The sequence below is a fragment of the Pseudomonas sp. BF-R-30 genome, from assembly GCF_019956175.1.
Classification (GTDB): Bacteria; Pseudomonadota; Gammaproteobacteria; order Pseudomonadales; family Pseudomonadaceae; genus Aquipseudomonas; species Aquipseudomonas jessenii.
The window spans coordinates 1-16556 of the sequence record NZ_JAHBDE010000010.1; the positions used below are offsets into that span (position 1 = coordinate 1).

General features: G+C 60.7%; 15 protein-coding genes. 7 read left to right on the forward strand and 8 right to left on the reverse strand.

All coding sequences use genetic code 11. The features are described 5' to 3' along the window. Window positions 1-80 precede the first annotated feature (80 nt). Entirely contained in the window at window positions 81-1418 is a 1338-nt protein-coding gene (locus KGB20_RS06340; protein ID WP_154862147.1) for an MFS transporter, read from the reverse strand. Window positions 1419-1923: 505 nt separating this feature from the next. On the opposite strand from KGB20_RS06340, the gene quiC reads away from it, so the two are divergent. Then, complete coding sequence (gene quiC, locus KGB20_RS06345; RefSeq protein WP_154910658.1) at window positions 1924-3825, forward strand: 3-dehydroshikimate dehydratase QuiC; 1902 nt, start codon at window positions 1924-1926, stop codon at window positions 3823-3825. 102 nt (window positions 3826-3927) lie between these two features. Then, window positions 3928-4605 (forward strand): TetR family transcriptional regulator, encoded by a 678-nt coding sequence (locus tag KGB20_RS06350; RefSeq protein ID WP_057713206.1) that lies wholly within the window; start codon window positions 3928-3930, stop codon window positions 4603-4605. Between the two features lie 36 nt (window positions 4606-4641). Here the strand turns inward: KGB20_RS06350 and KGB20_RS06355 are convergent, their stop codons facing one another. From KGB20_RS06355 to KGB20_RS06375, 5 genes are all read right to left on the reverse strand, one after another. After that, entirely contained in the window at window positions 4642-5496 is an 855-nt protein-coding gene (locus tag KGB20_RS06355; protein ID WP_154910659.1) for a shikimate dehydrogenase, read from the reverse strand. A gap of 5 nt (window positions 5497-5501) precedes the next feature. Beyond that, entirely contained in the window at window positions 5502-5942 is a 441-nt protein-coding gene (gene aroQ / locus KGB20_RS06360; protein WP_102672596.1) for a type II 3-dehydroquinate dehydratase, read from the reverse strand. A 140-nt stretch (window positions 5943-6082) separates the two neighbouring features. Further along, window positions 6083-6994 carry a LysR family transcriptional regulator gene (locus tag KGB20_RS06365; RefSeq protein WP_154910660.1) on the reverse strand — a complete coding sequence of 304 codons (912 nt, stop codon included), beginning with the start codon at window positions 6992-6994 and terminating at the stop codon, window positions 6083-6085. Between the two features lie 113 nt (window positions 6995-7107). Beyond that, window positions 7108-8187: a tRNA (uridine(54)-C5)-methyltransferase TrmA gene (gene trmA, locus KGB20_RS06370; RefSeq protein ID WP_154910661.1), complete on the reverse strand. Its 1080-nt coding sequence runs from the start codon at window positions 8185-8187 to the stop codon at window positions 7108-7110. Further along, complete coding sequence (locus KGB20_RS06375) at window positions 8184-9479, reverse strand: NCS2 family permease (protein ID WP_008050771.1); 1296 nt, start codon at window positions 9477-9479, stop codon at window positions 8184-8186. Before KGB20_RS06375 ends, trmA begins: the two co-directional genes overlap by 4 nt. A 222-nt stretch (window positions 9480-9701) precedes the next feature. Here KGB20_RS06375 and KGB20_RS06380 point away from each other — a divergent pair, with 222 nt between their 5' ends. Next, on the forward strand, window positions 9702-10148 hold the full coding sequence (locus KGB20_RS06380) for a DUF4879 domain-containing protein (RefSeq protein WP_102672610.1): 447 nt from the start codon (window positions 9702-9704) through the stop codon (window positions 10146-10148). A gap of 67 nt (window positions 10149-10215) precedes the next feature. Continuing rightward, the gene (locus tag KGB20_RS06385) at window positions 10216-10767 is read left to right on the forward strand and encodes a DJ-1 family glyoxalase III (RefSeq protein WP_154862152.1); all 552 of its coding nucleotides are present in this window, start codon (window positions 10216-10218) and stop codon (window positions 10765-10767) included. Between the two features lie 6 nt (window positions 10768-10773). On the opposite strand, the gene KGB20_RS06390 is transcribed toward KGB20_RS06385, so the two are convergent. Further along, entirely contained in the window at window positions 10774-12024 is a 1251-nt protein-coding gene (locus KGB20_RS06390; RefSeq protein ID WP_154862153.1) for an MFS transporter, read from the reverse strand. Between the two features lie 486 nt (window positions 12025-12510). On the opposite strand from KGB20_RS06390, the gene KGB20_RS06395 reads away from it, so the two are divergent. The 3 genes from KGB20_RS06395 (at window position 12511) to KGB20_RS06405 (ending at window position 15212) form a co-directional block, all read left to right on the forward strand. Further along, the gene (locus KGB20_RS06395) at window positions 12511-13947 is read left to right on the forward strand and encodes a cytochrome ubiquinol oxidase subunit I (protein WP_154910662.1); all 1437 of its coding nucleotides are present in this window, start codon (window positions 12511-12513) and stop codon (window positions 13945-13947) included. A gap of 3 nt (window positions 13948-13950) precedes the next feature. Then, window positions 13951-14958: a cytochrome d ubiquinol oxidase subunit II gene (gene cydB / locus KGB20_RS06400; RefSeq protein WP_056728750.1), complete on the forward strand. Its 1008-nt coding sequence runs from the start codon at window positions 13951-13953 to the stop codon at window positions 14956-14958. 86 nt (window positions 14959-15044) lie between these two features. Further along, window positions 15045-15212: a DUF2474 domain-containing protein gene (locus tag KGB20_RS06405; RefSeq protein ID WP_154910663.1), complete on the forward strand. Its 168-nt coding sequence runs from the start codon at window positions 15045-15047 to the stop codon at window positions 15210-15212. Window positions 15213-15277: 65 nt separating this feature from the next. Here the strand turns inward: KGB20_RS06405 and KGB20_RS06410 are convergent, their stop codons facing one another. Next, window positions 15278-16402, reverse strand: coding sequence for a methyltransferase (locus KGB20_RS06410; RefSeq protein WP_154910664.1), 1125 nt, complete (start codon window positions 16400-16402; stop codon window positions 15278-15280). Window positions 16403-16556: the final 154 nt, after the last annotated feature.

The following is a 16556-nucleotide window of genomic DNA, read 5'->3' on the forward strand; positions in this document are numbered from 1 at the left end:
GAGTGTCAGTCACCATAAATATCGACTGACACTGCGCATTCGCGAGCAAGCCCGCTCCCACAGGGGCATTGCGCTTAACTTTAGTCAGTGACGGTCGGAATCTTGCGCGGTGCCATGAAGTACATCCAGATCAGCGCGATGAAGTACATCGCCGGAATCATGGTGAACAGCACGGTGTAGTTGTTGTTGGTGATGGTCAGGATGTGGCCGACCAGTTGGGTCATGAACATCCCGCCAATCGCCGCACACATGCCGCCGAAGCCGAACACCGTACTCATCATGTGCTTGGGCGTGTAGTCCATCACCAGGCTCCAGATGTTCGCGGTCCAGGCCTGGTGCGCGCCGATGGCCAGGGAGATGGCGGCCACCGCGACCCACAGGTTGCTGGAACCGGCCGCCATGATCACGCCGATGATGCAGCAGGCGAACAGGAACATGGACATCAGTCGCGCCTTGATCGGGTTGACGCCGCGACCGATCAGGAACGAGGAGAGGATGCCGCCGCCAACGCTACCGAAGTCGGCAGTGAGGTAGATGATGATCAGCGGGATACCCATCTGGGTGACGTTGATGCCCAGGTTGTATTGCTGGTTGAGGAACGGCGGCAGCCAGTACAGGTAGAACCAGAACACCGGTGCGGTGATCGAGTAGGCGAGGGCGAAGGCCCAGGTGCCGCGCATGCGCAGGATTTTCGAGAACGGCACGCGGGTTTGTTCCGGCTCGACTTCTTTCTGGATGTAGTCCAGCTCCGACTGTTTCACGCTCGGGTGGTCTTCCGGGTTGAAGTACTTCAGGCCCCAGAACAGCAGCCAGATCCCGCCCAGTGATGCCATGCACAGGAACGCGGCTTGCCAGCCCCAGACGTGCAGGATCAGTGGCAGCAGCATCGGCGTGAACATCGCGCCGACGTTGGTCCCGGCATTGAAAATACCGGTGGCTACCGCACGTTCACCGGCCGGGAACCACAGGCGCGTGGTTTTCACGCAGGCCGGGTAGTTGGCCGCTTCGGTCAGGCCGAGGATGAAGCGGCAGACCATGAAGCCGACCGCCGAAGTGGCCAGGCCGTGGGCACCGGTCGCCAGGCTCCAGAGCAGCACGGCGCAGAAGAACACGCGCTTGACGCCGACCCGGTCGATCAAACGGCCTTGCAGCACGAAACCGATGGCGTAACCGACCTGGAACCAGAAGTTGATGTTGGCGTAGTCCATCGCCGTCCAGCTCATTTCCTTGGCCAGGATAGGCTGCATCACGCCCAGGGCGGCGCGGTCGATGTAGTTCAGGGTGGTGGCGAAAAACACCAGCGCCAGCATGCCCCAACGGGTTTTGCCGACTGCCATGGCGCCGCGAATCTTGTCGCCGATGCCACCTGTGGCGGTGCTCATGGCAGGTGCCATGCGAGAACTTTGAGAAGGAATCATGTGTGCCATCCGTTCAATGACTGACAAGCGGGGCTCGTCGTGACTTCAAGGGCGCGTGATCAATCGGTCTGTCGCGGCGTGCGCGAAAGGGCTGATCGGCTGTGTTCGTCGGCTGACGGGTTATTCAGCGAGCGGCACGGTTGTGCCGGCGGAGCGCGGGGTTCGGATGGACGCCAGGCAAGGCGTAATGACGGTAGAGCGAGTGAGCAAGGCGTTGAATGAGCGCATGAGCGTATACCCGTTTTTTGAAATTTTTATGTGGTGTTCTGGGTCTTGTTGACCGGGGCCGACGATTTCAAGACCGGACCCAATGTGGTGTTGATGTTGCGCAGTGAACAAAAAATCGTCAATTCGCTATCGGCCATTGTGTTCGATAATCGCACGCAAAACTAACTGGGTAGTACACTTTAAATTGCTCAATGCATCGACCAGCTCAATAATCCGTCCACTCTTTTAAAAGCGGCGCAAATTCCCTGTAGCCGAAGCCTCCACCGGGAGCCGAAACATGCAGCGTTCCATTGCCACCGTATCCTTGAGCGGTACCCTGCCGGAAAAACTCGAAGCCATTGCCGCCGCCGGGTTCGACGGCGTCGAGATTTTCGAGAACGACCTTCTCTACTACGACGGTAGTCCACGGGAAATTAAACAGATGTGCGCCGATCTCGGGATCGCCATCACCCTGTTTCAACCGTTCCGTGATTTCGAAGGCTGCCGCCGCGATCGCCTGTCGCGCAACCTGGAACGCGCCGAGCGCAAATTCGACCTGATGCAGGAGCTGGGCACTGACCTGGTGCTGGTGTGCAGCAATGCCTCGGCGGAGTCCATCGGTGATGAACAGGTTCTGGTCGACGACTTGCGACTGCTGGCTGAGCACGCCGGGGCACGTGGCCTGCGCATCGGCTACGAAGCGCTGGCCTGGGGCCGGCATGTGAACACCTGGCAACAGGTGTGGAACATCGTGCGTCAGGCCGATCACCCAAGCCTCGGCGTGTTGCTGGACAGCTTTCACACCCTGTCGCTCAAGGGCGATCCAAGTGCTATCGCCGAGATTCCCGGCGACAAGATTTTCTTCGTGCAAATGGCTGACGCGCCGATCCTGGCCATGGACGTGCTGGAGTGGAGCCGGCATTTTCGCTGCTTCCCGGGCCAGGGTGAATTCGACTTGCCGGGGTTCCTCGCGCCGATCATCAAGAGTGGCTACACCGGGCCTCTGTCGCTGGAAATCTTCAACGATGGCTTCCGCGCCGCGCCGCCACGAGCCAACGCCGCCGACGGCTTGCGTTCGTTGCTGTATCTGGAAGAGAAAACCCGCGAGCGTCTGGCCCAGGAAGCCAAGCCTGCGACCAACTCTGAGATTCTGTTCGAAACGCCCAAGGCCAGTGAGTACAACGGCATCGAGTTTCTCGAGTTCGCCGTGGACGAAAGCCTCGGCGCCAAGCTCTCGCATTGGCTTGAGCGACTGGGTTTCGTCAAGGCCGGGCAGCATCGTTCCAAGAGCGTCAGCCTGATGCGCCAGGGCGATATCAATTTGATCCTCAACTCCGAACCTTACTCCTTCGGCCACAGCTTTTTCGAGGCGCACGGCCCTTCGTTGTGCGCTACCGCCGTGCGAGTCAAGGACAGCGCCAGTGCGCTGGCCCGAGCCGTGGCCTACAAGGGTCAACCCTATCGCGGGCTGGTGGGCCCCAATGAACTGGAACTGGCGGCGGTGCGTGCGCCGGATGGCAGCCTGATTTATCTGGTGGACCAGGATGCCGACGTCTACGGTACCGATTTCAATCTGCTGGCGGATGCACTGGTCAGCGGTGGCCTCAAGCGCATCGACCACATGGCCATGGCGCTGCCGGCCGACAGTCTCGACAGCTGGGTGCTGTTCTATAAGAGCCTGCTGGATTTCGAGGCAGACGATGAAGTCGTGCTGCCGGATCCTTATGGTCTGGTGAAGAGCCGTGCCTTGCGTAGCCGGGACAGTTCGATCCGCCTGCCACTGAACATTTCCGAGAACCGCAACACCGCGATCTCACACGCGCTGTCGAGTTATCGCGGCTCCGGCGTGCACCACATCGCGTTTGATTGTGATGACATCTTTGCCCAGGTCAGCCGTGCAAAAGAGGCGGGCGTGCCGCTGTTGGATATTCCGCTCAACTACTACGATGACCTGGCGGCGCGGTTCGATTTCGACGACGAGTTCCTCAGTGAGCTGGCCTACTACAATGTGTTGTACGACCGCGACGCCCAGGGCGGTGAACTGTTTCATGTGTACACCGAGCCGTTCGAGGGGCGGTTCTTCTTCGAGATCATCCAGCGTAAAAACGGTTATGCCGGCTACGGCGCGGCCAACGTCGCGGTGCGCCTGGCGGCCATGGCCAAATCCCGTAGCGGCGCATTGCGCCAGGCGAAGTTGTAGGTAATTCGTAAACGCGGGATTAAACGTGGGCCGCGCGGCTTCCTTCACTGTGCCGCGCAGCCCATAATCGCCAGCCTGTGCAGTGATGGCCGTGAGCCCGCAATGACAATGACTTCAGAACTCCCCGCAGCCTCCGTAGAACCTGGTGCCGAGCCGCGCAAGAGTCGCAAGAACAACCCGGAAAAGACCCGCGAAAACATCCTGCAGGAGGCGATTGTCGAATTCGTCCAGCAGGGGCTTTCCGGTGCCCGCGTCGATGCCATCGCCGAGCGTATCCACACCTCCAAGCGCATGATCTATTACTACTTCGGCAGTAAGGAACAGCTCTACGTCGAGGTGCTGGAGAAACTCTACGGCGATATCCGCAACACCGAAAATCGCCTGCACCTGGCAGAGCTGGCGCCGGTCGAAGCCATTCGGCGGCTGGTGGAGTTCACCTTCGATCACCATGATCGCAACGTCGATTTCGTGCGCATCGTCAGTATCGAGAACATTCACAACGCCGAGTACGTGAAGCGCTCCGATGCGATCAAGGCGATGAACAACACTATCCTTGATTCACTGGGCGAGATTCTGCGTCGCGGCGCCGAGCAGGGGCTGTTCCGTACCGGGCTTGATCCGCTGGACGTGCATTTGCTGATCAGTTCGTTCTGCTTCTATCGCGTCTCGAACCGCCACACCTTTGGTGAGATTTTTCAGATCGACCTGCCGGACGAACGTATCAAGCAGCGTCATCGGGAGATGATTTGCGAGTCGGTTCTGCGGTACCTGCAAGCCTGAGGCGAGGTGAGGGGGTTGCCCCCTCACTTCACTCATTCAGTCATTCATGCTCTGGAAGTGCTCAAGCATCCGCTGGGCATCCGGGACTACGCCGCTGAACAACTCGAATGCTTTGACCGCCTGAAACACCGCCATGTTGCCGCCGTCCAGCGTCCGGCAACCGAGGGCGCGGGCGTTGCGCAGCAGTTCGGTTTCCAGTGGGAAGTAAACGATCTCCGCCACCCACAATTCGGCCCGCAGCAGCTCGACCGGCACGGGCATGCCCGGCAGTTTTTTCATGCCCATCGGCGTGGTGTTCACCAGGCCGTCAGCCTGGGCCAAGGCGTCGGGCAGGTCATACCCGGCCACCGCCCGACTGACGCCGAAATGCTGATTGAGGTTGTCAGCCAGATCCTGGGCGCGGCGGATGTCCACGTCAAAAATGCTCAGCTGTTGTACGCCTTCGCTCAACAACGCGTGAGCCACCGCCGCACCTGCGCCACCAGCACCCATCTGTACGACACGTTCAACGGCAACGCCTTTCAAACCCCGGCGAAACCCCTCGGCAAAGCCCAGGCAATCGGTGTTGTGGCCGATGCGTTTGCCATCCTTGAGCACCACCGTGTTGACCGCACCGATACCGCGGGCCTCCGGCGAGAGTTCGTCGAGCAGCGGGATGATCGCCTGCTTGCATGGAAAGGTTATGTTCAGCCCGGTGTAGTTCATGCGCTCGGCAGCCATCAACAGGTCGGGCAGGGCGTTGCTGTCGAGCTTCAACTGATCAAGATCAATCAGGCGATACAGGTAGCGCAGCCCCTGGGCATCGCCTTCATGCTCGTGCATGGCCGGTGTGCGGGACGCCTGGATGCCGGCGCCAATCAGCCCGGCCAGTATCACGTGGTTCTGAGTCACGGCGATCACCCCTTCAAACGATGACTGAAGTGTTCCAGCGCCAGGCGATAGCCATGACTGCCAAAACCGGCCATCACCGCCGTTGCAATGGCGGATACGAACGAATGGTGGCGGAAGGGCTCGCGGGCGTGCACGTTGGACAGGTGGACTTCGATCACCGGCAGTTCGCTGGCGACCAGGGCGTCGCGGATGGCGACCGAGGTGTGGGTCCATGCGGCAGGATTGATGACGATCCCGGCGCAGCGACCGCGGGCGGCGTGAATCCAGTCGAGCAATTCGCCTTCATGGTTGGTCTGGCGAAACTCCACCGCCAGGCCGAACTCTTCGGCGGCGCGTGCGCACAGGGCCGAAATGTCTGCCAGGGTTTCGTGGCCGTAAGTCGCCGGTTCACGGGTGCCGAGCAGGTTCAGGTTCGGGCCGTTGAGCACCAGAACGATAGGGGACATTGGAATCTCTCCACTTATTATTTTTGGAATTGGCCGAGTGTTTCAGCCTGTGGAGATAAATTGTACTAACTGGTTAATTTGGTCAATTGAAGTGAAGGTATGCCGGCTGTTTGTGGGCGGTGATCGGACACTTTCGCAGGTCAGCGCGGCAGGTGCTCCACGAGGAAATCAATGAACGCCCTCAAGCGCAGCGGTACATGGCGACTTTGCGGGTACAGCAAGGTAAACGGCCGCGATCGCCCGCCATAGGGCTTGAGCACTTCCACCAGCGAGCCGTCGGCCAGTTCCTTTTCAACGATAAACCGGTAGGTCTGAAACAACCCCGCCCCGTGTTTGGCCAGGGTCACACCGCCCAGCACATCGTCGGAGCAACTGAGGTTGCCCTCGGCCAGAATCTCCCGGGGCACGCCTTCATCGTTGAACAGCCAGGCAATGCGTCGGCCGCTGCTGGGTAATTCGTACTGGATGCATTCGTGGTTTTCGAGGTCGTCGAGGGTGTGCGGAGTGCCGGCCCGTTTCAGGTAATCAGGGCTGGCGATCATCACCAGGGCGGCATCTTCCAACGGTCGGGCGATCAGGCCGGAATCCGGGATGGCTCGCACGCGAATCGCCATGTCGTAGCCTTCGCCGACGAAATCGATGTTGCGATTACTGATGTGCGACTCGACCTTCACCGCCGGATAACGCGCCCGAAATTCGGGCAAAAGCGGCAAAATTCGATGATGCGCGTAGGTGGTCGGAATACTGATGCGCAACGTACCGGACGGCACTTGCTGCTGGCCCATCACCTCGCGCTGGGCCTCGACCAGTTGCGCAAGGGCCTGGCGACATTCTTCGTAGTAACGGCGACCACTGTCGGTCAGCTTCACACTACGCGTGGTGCGCGCGAACAGGCGCACACCAAGGCGTTCTTCCATGCGCGACACCGAACGGCTCACGGCAGCGGGGGTGACACCGGCCACCAGCGCCGCGGCAGTAAAACTGCCGGCCTCGGCGGCCAGGCAAAACAGCTCGATGCTGCCCAACTGAAGATCGTCGAATTGTCGCTGCATGATTGATTACACCGGGGATCAGATGAAGTAACCGACCCAGTATTTATCAGTCTTGCGCGCACGAATACAAAAAAACCGTCACGAGGACGGCTTATTTGCGGGGGCGCTTGCAATCAACGCCGGGTCAACATCACCCCGGATTCCATGTGATGGGTCCACGGGAACTGGTCGAACATCGCGCATTGGCTGATGCGGTGGGTGTCGTGCAGTTGGGCGATGTTGGCTGCCAGGGTCTGCGGGTTGCAGGAGATGTACAGGATATTGTCGAAGCGCCGGGTCAGCTCGCAGGTGTCCGGGTCCATGCCGGCGCGGGGCGGGTCGACGAAGACGCTACCGAACTCGTAGCTCTTGAGGTCGATGCCGTGCAGGCGGCGGAACGGACGCACTTCGTTCAGGGCTTCGGTCAGTTCTTCGGCGGACAAGCGCACCAGGGTGACGTTATCTACCGCGTTTTCGCTGAGGTTGCTCAAGGCCGCGTTGACCGAGGTCTTGCTGATTTCGGTGGCCAGCACCTTGCGCACGCGGGTGGCGAGGGGCAGGGTGAAGTTGCCGTTGCCGCAGTACAGCTCCAGCAAATCATCGGAGGGATCGCCGAGCGCATCGTATGCCCAGTTGAGCATCTTCTGGTTCACCGTGCCGTTGGGCTGGGTGAACGCGCCTTCAGGCTGGCGATAGCTGAAGGTGCGGCCGCCGACTTCCAGCTTCTCGACCACGTAATCGTGACCGATGACTTCGCGCTTGCCCTTGGAGCGGCCGATGATGCTGACGTTCAGGTCCGTCGCCAGTTTCGACGCCGCTGCATGCCAGTGCTCGTCCAGCGGGCGGTGATAGCACAGGGTGATCATCGCGTCGCCGGCCAGAGTGGTCAGGAACTCCACCTGGAACAGCTTGTGGCTCAGGGGCGCGCTGGCTTGCCACGCTGCCTTCAGCTGCGGCATCAACTGGTTGATGCGCAGGCTGGCAATCGGGAACTCTTCGATCAGGATTGGCGTGCGTTTGTCTTCCTGGGAAAACATCGCGTAGTGACGCTCGCCGGCCTCGCGCCACAGGCGGAACTCGGCGCGCAGGCGGAAGTTTTTCAGCGGCGAATCGAAAACGGCTGGCTCCGGTGCATCGAACGGGGCCAGCAGGTCACGCAGACGCGTGACCTTTTCTTCGAGCTGAACGGCGTAGGCCTGGGAATCAAAAGTCATGCGTTGAACCAACCCAGCTTGATCACGAACAGAATCGACAGGATCACCAGCGCCGGGTTCAGCTCACGGCCACGACCGGACATCAGCTTGATGGCGGTCCAGGAAATGAAACCGAAGGCGATGCCATTGGCGATGGAGTAAGTGAACGGCATTGCCAGCGCGGTGATCACCACCGGCGCGGCGACGGTAATGTCGTCCCAGTCTATTTCGGCCAGGCCGGATGTCATCAGCACGGCGACGAACAGCAGTGCCGGCGCGGTGGCGAAGGCCGGAACGCTGGCGGCCAGTGGCGAGAAGAACAGCGCCAGCAGGAACAGGAACGCCACCACGATGGCAGTCAGGCCGGTGCGGCCACCGGCACTCACGCCGGCTGCGGATTCGATGTAACTGGTGGTGGTCGAGGTGCCCAACAGGGAACCGGCCATGGCTGCAGTGCTGTCAGCGATCAGCGCGCGGCCCATTTTCGGCATGTGGCCGTCCTTGCGCATCAGGCCGGCGCGCTTGGCCACACCGATCAGGGTGCCGGAGTTGTCGAACAGATCGACGAACAGGAAGGCGAAGATCACGCTGACCAGACCGATGTCCAGCGCACCCTTGATGTCCAGTTGCAGGAAGGTCGGGGCCAGGGACGGCGGCATCGACATCACGCCGCCGAACGGGGTGAAGCCCATCACGATGGAAATGATGGTCACCACCAGAATGCCGATCAGCACCGCGCCGCGCACGGCAAGGGCTTCGAGGGCGACGATCAGGGCAAAACCGAGGGTGGCGAGGATCGGGGCCGGTTGTTTCAGGTCACCGAGGCCGACCATGGTCGCCGGGTTGCTGACCACGATGCCGGCGTTGTGCAGGGCGATCAGTGCCAGGAACAGGCCGATACCGGCAGCAATCGCCGAGCGCAGCGGCAGCGGGATGCTGTTGATGATCCATTCACGGATGCGGAAGATCGACAGCAGGAAGAAGCACACCGCCGAGATGAACACCGCACCCAGCGCCACTTGCCAGGTGTGGCCCATGTGCAGGACCACGGTGTAGGTGAAGAAGGCGTTAAGGCCCATGCCCGGTGCGAGGGCGATCGGGTAGTTGGCGATCAGGCCCATGGTCGTCGAGCCGATGGCAGCTGCCAGACAGGTGGCGACAAACACTGCGCCCTTGTCCATGCCGGTCTCGCCGAGGATGCTCGGGTTGACGAACAGAATGTAGGCCATGGCCAAAAAGGTCGTGACGCCCGCCAGAATCTCGGTCCGCACGTTGGTGTTGTGTGCCTTGAGTTGAAACAGCCTTTCCAGCATGTCTGCTCCCCGTGGCGCGCCGGGCGCCGTGAATGTATCGACCTCAACAGCAAAGCACAGGCAGCAGAACGCGCCTGGAAATTACTGTGGGCCGGAAAAAGCCGCGCATCATACCAGTAGCTTGGGAATATGGCTGCTTTGGCGGTGATCGTCGTCGATGTTTTGCGACAAAGCCAAGTGCGCCATACTGCGCGCTGGTTTTTTGGGGTGGATGGGTCCTGCATGAAAAAGCGTCTGGTTGCCGCCCTCGGAATAGGGGGGGCGTTGTTTCTCGGGGCGCAAACGGCCGTGGCGGCCTCGGCTCCGCCATTGACGCAGTTGAAAGTACTCAAAGTCGCGTCGCCGTCCTGTGGTGTCGAGAACATCGACGAAGGGCAAACCCGGACTCGCTGCGATCACATTGGCCCGAACATCATGGTGTACGTGCTGGAAGTGGGTTATGGGCGGGAGGCCCATGTCGCCCTGGACGGTTTCGAAGTGAATGGCACCCGCACACCAGTTTGTGCGTTCAAGAACGGCAACCTGACCAGCTGCACTCCCGGGGAAAAAACCGTCGGCTATTTGTATGCCCTCGATCTGGCGGGCAAGCAGGAAGGCACGCTGACCTTTAGCAATACCTCGATCAACGCGCCCGGCAATACGATGTCGACGCAGCTTTATATCCAGTAACCGCACGTATCGAACAAGGGTCAGAAAGCTGACTACGCTTAAAAGATCATTCCGTGGACAGTACCCGATGACCTTTAGAGCCTTGATTGCCCTCGCCGAGGGCACCGACGACCTGCAAACCGTGACCCTGATCGACGTGCTGCGCCGCGCCAAAATAGAAGTGGTGGTGGCCAGTATCGAAGGGCGGCGCATGCTCACCTGCGCCCGCGGTACTCGCCTGACGTCCGATGCGATGCTGGTGGACTTGCTGGCACAGCCCTTCGACCTGATCGCCTTGCCGGGTGGTGCGGTGGGTTCGCAGCACCTGGCAGCCCACCAACCCCTGCAACAATTGATCAAGGATCAGGCGGCAGCCGGTCGCCTGTTCGCCGGCATCGCCGAAGCGCCCGCCGTGGCGCTGCAGGCCTTTGGCGTATTGCGTCAGCGGCGCATGACCTGCCTGCCCTCGGCCAGCCATCAACTGCTGGGCTGTACCTTCGTCGATCAACCGGTGGTGGTCGACGGCAATTGCATCACCGCCCAGGGCTCGGCCGGCGCATTGGCATTTTCCCTGGCGCTGGTGGAGCAACTCTGCGGTAAAGCCACTCGTATGGCAGTGGCGGGGGAGTTGCTCGTTTAGAGAGTGTCAGACCTTCACCTCTTCTTTCTCTTCATCTTTAGCCACATGCATGCGATCGCGGCTGGCCAGTGTCGGAAACAGTTTGACCCACACCCCGGTCACCACCAGCGTGCCGATCCCGCCCATGACCACCGCAGGCACGGTGCCGAACCAGTGGGCAGTCAGTCCCGATTCGAATTCGCCCAACTGGTTCGAGGCACCGATGAACAGTCCATTGACGGCGCTGACCCGGCCGCGCATTTCGTCCGGGGTTTCCAGTTGAACGAACGAGGCGCGGATCACCATGCTGATCATGTCTGCCGCGCCCAACACCACCAACACCGCCAGGGAAAACCAGAACGAGGTCGACAGGCCGAAGGCGATGGTTGCCACGCCGAAGATGCCCACGGCCGTGAACATCACCCGCCCGACGTTGCGTTCCACGGCAAACCGCGCCAGGAACAGCGACATCAGCAGCGCGCCTACCGCCGGGGCCGAGCGCAGCAGGCCAAGCCCCCACGGGCCGGTCAACAGAATGTCCTTGGCGAACACCGGCAGCAGCGCTGTGGCGCCACCCAATAGCACCGCAAACAGATCGAGGGAGATCGCCCCGAGAATGTCCGGACGACTGCGGATGAAGCGAATGCCCGCCAGCAGTGAGTCCAGCGTGGCCTTGCCCTTGTTCAGCGGGGTTTGGCGGGCCGGCAGGTTGAGCATCAGCGAACAGGCGATGACATACAAAAGCACCGTCGGGCCATACACCCAGACGCTGCCGAAGGCGTAGAGCAAGCCGCCGAGGGCTGGAGCGACGATGGTTGCCGATTGCTGGGCCGATTGTGCGGCGGCCACTGCACGGGGAAACAACGCGCTGGGCACGATACTGGGCAACAGGGCCTGGGTGGTCGGCATTTCAAAGGAGCGAGCGGCACCGAGCAGGAAGGCCAGGATAAAGATCATTTCCCGGGTGACATGGTCGGTGGCGCTGCCGATGGCCAGCGACAGGGCGATCAATGCCTGGAGGGACTGGCAGATCGCCGCGACCTTGCGCCGGTCATAGCGGTCGGCGACGTGCCCTGTGTGCAGCATGAACAGTACGCGCGGGGCGAACTCGACCAGGCCGACCAGACCCAGGTCGAGCACATTGCCGGTCAGTTGGTACAGGTTCCAGCCGATGGCCACGGTGAGCATCTGGAAGCCGCTGGCGGTAAATACCCGGGCCAGCCAGAACGCGAGAAAAGGGCGATGGTGACGTAACAGCAAGGGCTCTTGGCTGGGCATCTGCGCGAAGATCTGGGGAGAGGGGAGTGGCGAGATTATCACCAACCTGTAACAGAAAGTTGCCGTGACAAAAGATTTAGTTAGCCAGACATCGATTTCAGTAGCACTACCAATCCCTGTGGGAGCGGGCTTGCTCGCGAAGAGGGCGGCACATCCGGCATTGAAGTCGTCTGACACTCCGCCTTCGCGAGCAAGCCCGCTCCCACAGGAAATGTATTTCAGCTCGTGACCAAGGCCGTGAGGCAACTTGTCACGCGGCAAAAGACCACGCGGTTCATCCCCGAAATTGGGACTACTCTTTCAACGTTGATTGATCCAGATCAAAACCCACAAAAGGAATTGATCCGGCGGCCGCAAGGCCAGACTCCCTGCGTTGTGATGCGTGCAAAAAAAAGAACAAACAGAGATTCGCCACACTCCATATCCGTGGGGGCCGTGGGTGCAGGCTTCCAGCCGGCAGCCGTACTACCTGACAGAGGAAGACTTATGTTCGGTTTAGAGGCACTTGATCTCGCCCGAATTCAGTTCGCGTTCACCATCTCGTTCCACATCCTGTTTCCGGCCATCACCATCGGCCTGGCGAGTTACCTGGCGGTACTCGAAGGCCTGTGGCTGAAAACCCATAACGACACCTACCGCGACCTCTACCATTTCTGGTCGAAGATCTTTGCCGTCAACTTCGGCATGGGGGTGGTTTCCGGGCTGGTAATGGCCTATCAGTTCGGCACCAACTGGAGCCGCTTCTCGGACTTCGCCGGTTCCGTGACCGGGCCGTTGCTGACCTATGAAGTGCTCACTGCATTCTTCCTCGAGGCCGGGTTCCTCGGTGTCATGCTGTTTGGCTGGAACAAGGTCGGGCGTGGCCTGCACTTCTTCGCCACCGTGATGGTGGCCATCGGTACGTTGATCTCCACGTTCTGGATTCTCGCATCCAACAGCTGGATGCAGACCCCGCAGGGCTTCGAGATCGTCAACGGTCAGGTCATACCCACCGACTGGCTGGCGATTATCTTCAACCCTTCGTTCCCGTATCGCCTGATGCACATGGCCACGGCAGCCTTCGTCGCCACGGCCTTCTTCGTCGGTTCCTCCGCGGCCTGGCATTTGCTGCGCGGCAAGGACAATCCAGCGATCCGCAAAATGCTCTCGATGGCCATGTGGATGGCGTTGATCGTGGCGCCGATCCAGGCGGTCATCGGCGACTTCCACGGTCTCAATACGCTCAAGCATCAGCCGGCGAAAATCGCCGCCATCGAAGGCCACTGGGAAAACAAGGGCGACGAGGCGACGCCGCTGATCCTGTTCGGCTGGCCGGACATGAAGGAGGAGAAGACCAAATACGCTGTCGAAATCCCGTACCTGGGTAGCCTGATTCTCACGCACTCCCTGGATAAACAGGTGCCGGCGCTCAAGGAGTTCCCGCCTGAAGACCGGCCGAATTCGACCATCGTGTTCTGGTCGTTCCGGATCATGGTGGGGCTGGGCTTGCTGATGATCTTCACCGGATTGTGGAGCCTGTGGCTGCGCAAGCGCGACACCCTCTACACCTCGCGGCCGTTCCTGTACCTGGCGCTGTGGATGGGGCCGTCCGGCCTGATCGCGATTCTCGCCGGCTGGTTCACCACGGAAATCGGCCGTCAGCCTTGGGTGGTCTATGGTCTGATGCGTACGGCGGATGCGTCGTCCAACCACAGCTTCATGCAGATGAGCATCACCCTGATTCTGTTTGTCGTGGTTTATTTCGCGCTGTTTGGCGCCGGTCTTGGCTACATGATGCGCCTGGTGCGCAAGGGGCCGAAGATCGACGAAGGCAAGGAAACCAACGACGGTGGCCCCGGCCAGAAACGCACACCGGCCCGTCCGCTGTCCGCCGCCGACGACGATCACGCCGATGCCGGCCACAGCCTGACCAAGGAGATTTGAATCATGGGTATTGATCTTCCGCTGATCTGGGCCGTGATCATCATCTTCGGCATCATGATGTACGTGGTCATGGACGGTTTCGACCTGGGCATCGGGATTCTCTTCCCGTTCATTCCGGGCAAGACCGATCGCGATGTGATGATGAACACCGTCGCCCCGGTCTGGGACGGCAACGAAACCTGGCTGGTGTTGGGTGGCGCGGCGTTGTTCGGCGCGTTTCCGCTGGCCTATTCGGTGGTGCTCTCGGCGTTGTACCTGCCGCTGATCCTGATGTTGATCGGGTTGATCTTCCGCGGCGTGGCCTTCGAGTTCCGCTTCAAGGCCAGGGACGACAAGCGCCATCTGTGGGACAAGGCGTTCATCGGTGGCTCGGTCACTGCGACGTTCTTCCAGGGCGTTGCGCTTGGCGCGTTCATCGACGGGCTGCCTGTGGTCAATCGGCAGTTCGCCGGTGGTTCACTGGACTGGCTGACACCGTTCACGATGTTCTGTGGTGCGGCGCTGGTCGTGGCGTATGCCTTGCTCGGTTGCACCTGGCTCATCATGAAGACCGAAGGCAAGTTGCAGGAGCAGATGCATGACCTGGCACGGCCATTGGCCTTCGTGCTGCTGGCGGTGATCGGCATTGTCAGCATCTGGACCCCGTTGGCCCACACGGATATCGCCGCACGCTGGTTCACCATGCCGAATCTGTTCTGGTTCATGCCGGTGCCGATCCTGGTACTGGTGACGATGTACGGACTGATCCGCGCCGTGGCCCGCAACGCGCATTACACGCCGTTCCTGCTGACTCTGGTGCTGATCTTCCTCGGTTACAGCGGGTTGGGCATCAGTCTGTGGCCGAACATCATCCCGCCGTCGATCTCGATCTGGGACGCCGCCGCGCCGCCGCAAAGCCAGGGCTTCATGCTGGTGGGCACGCTGTTCATCATCCCGTTCATCCTGGGCTACACCTTCTGGAGCTACTACGTGTTCCGCGGCAAGGTCACCCATGAAGATGGTTACCACTAGTCTGCTGCACAACGAATCTGTGGGAGCGAGCTTGCTCGCGATGGCGTCCTGACAGACGCCATTGATCTACATCGGAGGATTTATCAATGAACGGCAAACATTCCCTGAACGACATTGAAGAAGCCGAAAAAAAGCCGCTGTGGCAGCGGCTCGGCTGGTTGGCCCTGATCTGGGTCGGCAGCGTGGGCGCCTTGTTCATCGTCGCCAGCCTGATGCGTCTGTTCATGAACGCGGCCGGCCTGACCACGCACTGAATATCTCTCCCGTGGCCTCGAGGCACGGATTTACGACCCTCCTGCCGGAGGGTTTTTTTTGCCTGTTACTTGCGCGCCTTGAGGATCACGAACTTCGGATTGGCCGCCACTTGCTCCACACCCCGAAACAATCGCGCCAGCTTGCTGTGGTAACCCAAGTGACGATTGCCGACGATGTACAGCGCGCCGCCTACCACCAGCGCTTCGCGCGCCTGCTGGAACATCCGCCAGGCCAGGAAGTCGCCCACCACCTGTTGCTGGTGAAACGGTGGATTGCACAGCACGACGTCAAGCGATTGCGGTTCCTGGCCGGCCAGGCCATCGCCGGCACGCACGATCATTTCCCGTTCGCCCAACGCTGCGCGCCAGTTTTCGGCGGCCGATTGCACGGCCATGTACGACTCGTCCACCAGTGTGTAGTGGGCCTCGGGGTTTTGCAGGGCGCTGGCGATGGCCAGGACGCCGTTGCCGCAACCGAGATCGGCGACCCGCGCCGAACCGAGGTTTTTCGGCAGGTGTGGCAAAAACGCCCGCGTGCCGATGTCCAGGCCTTCGCGGCAAAACACATTGGCGTGGTTGAGCAGTTCGATGGCCGGTTCGTCGAGTCTGTATCGCGTTGGGTAAGGCGACACCGCTGGGGTTTTGTCTTCAGCGGTGGCAATCAATAGCCGCGCCTTCTTCACCGCCAACGAGGCTTGCACGGGGCCGATGTAACGCTCCAGCAAGTCGCCCGCCGCCCGGGGCAGATGCTTGATCATGGCTGCGGCAACCACTTGGGCGCCAGGTGCCAGTTGACCTTGCAGGCGGATCAGTTGTTCTTCCAGCAGGGCCAGGGTTTTCGGTACACGGATCAGCACACAGTCGAACGGCCCGGCAGGGGTTTCACTGGCGGGTACGCTCGGCACGACATCAAAGGCCAGGTCGTTGCGCACCAGGTTCTTTTCCAGACCCTGGAAAGCCAGGAACGAATCACCGCTACTGACCACCCGCACCTTGCCCGCCAGGCTGGCCGCCAACGCGCCGAAACTGTCATTGAGCACCAATACCCGGGTGTCCGACGCCGGTTGCTGTTCGGCCAGATGATTGAGCAGGTATTCATCGGCCGCATCGAAAGCTTGCAGCGGTTCATTCTGCTGTTCGGGCTGGCGGATCAGGTCGAGGCTGGCGAAGGGTGTTTCGAGCAAAGGCATGGGGCGGGGCTCTGGGTAATCAACGGATGTCCCGCTGCCCGAAGGCGTTGGAGCGGGCGGAGCCGTCCGAGTGTAATGCGACGTGAAGGTCTACACGCCATCACTCAGGAGGGACCGTAAATGGTACGGTTTTTTTGCCTGGATTACTCGCAGG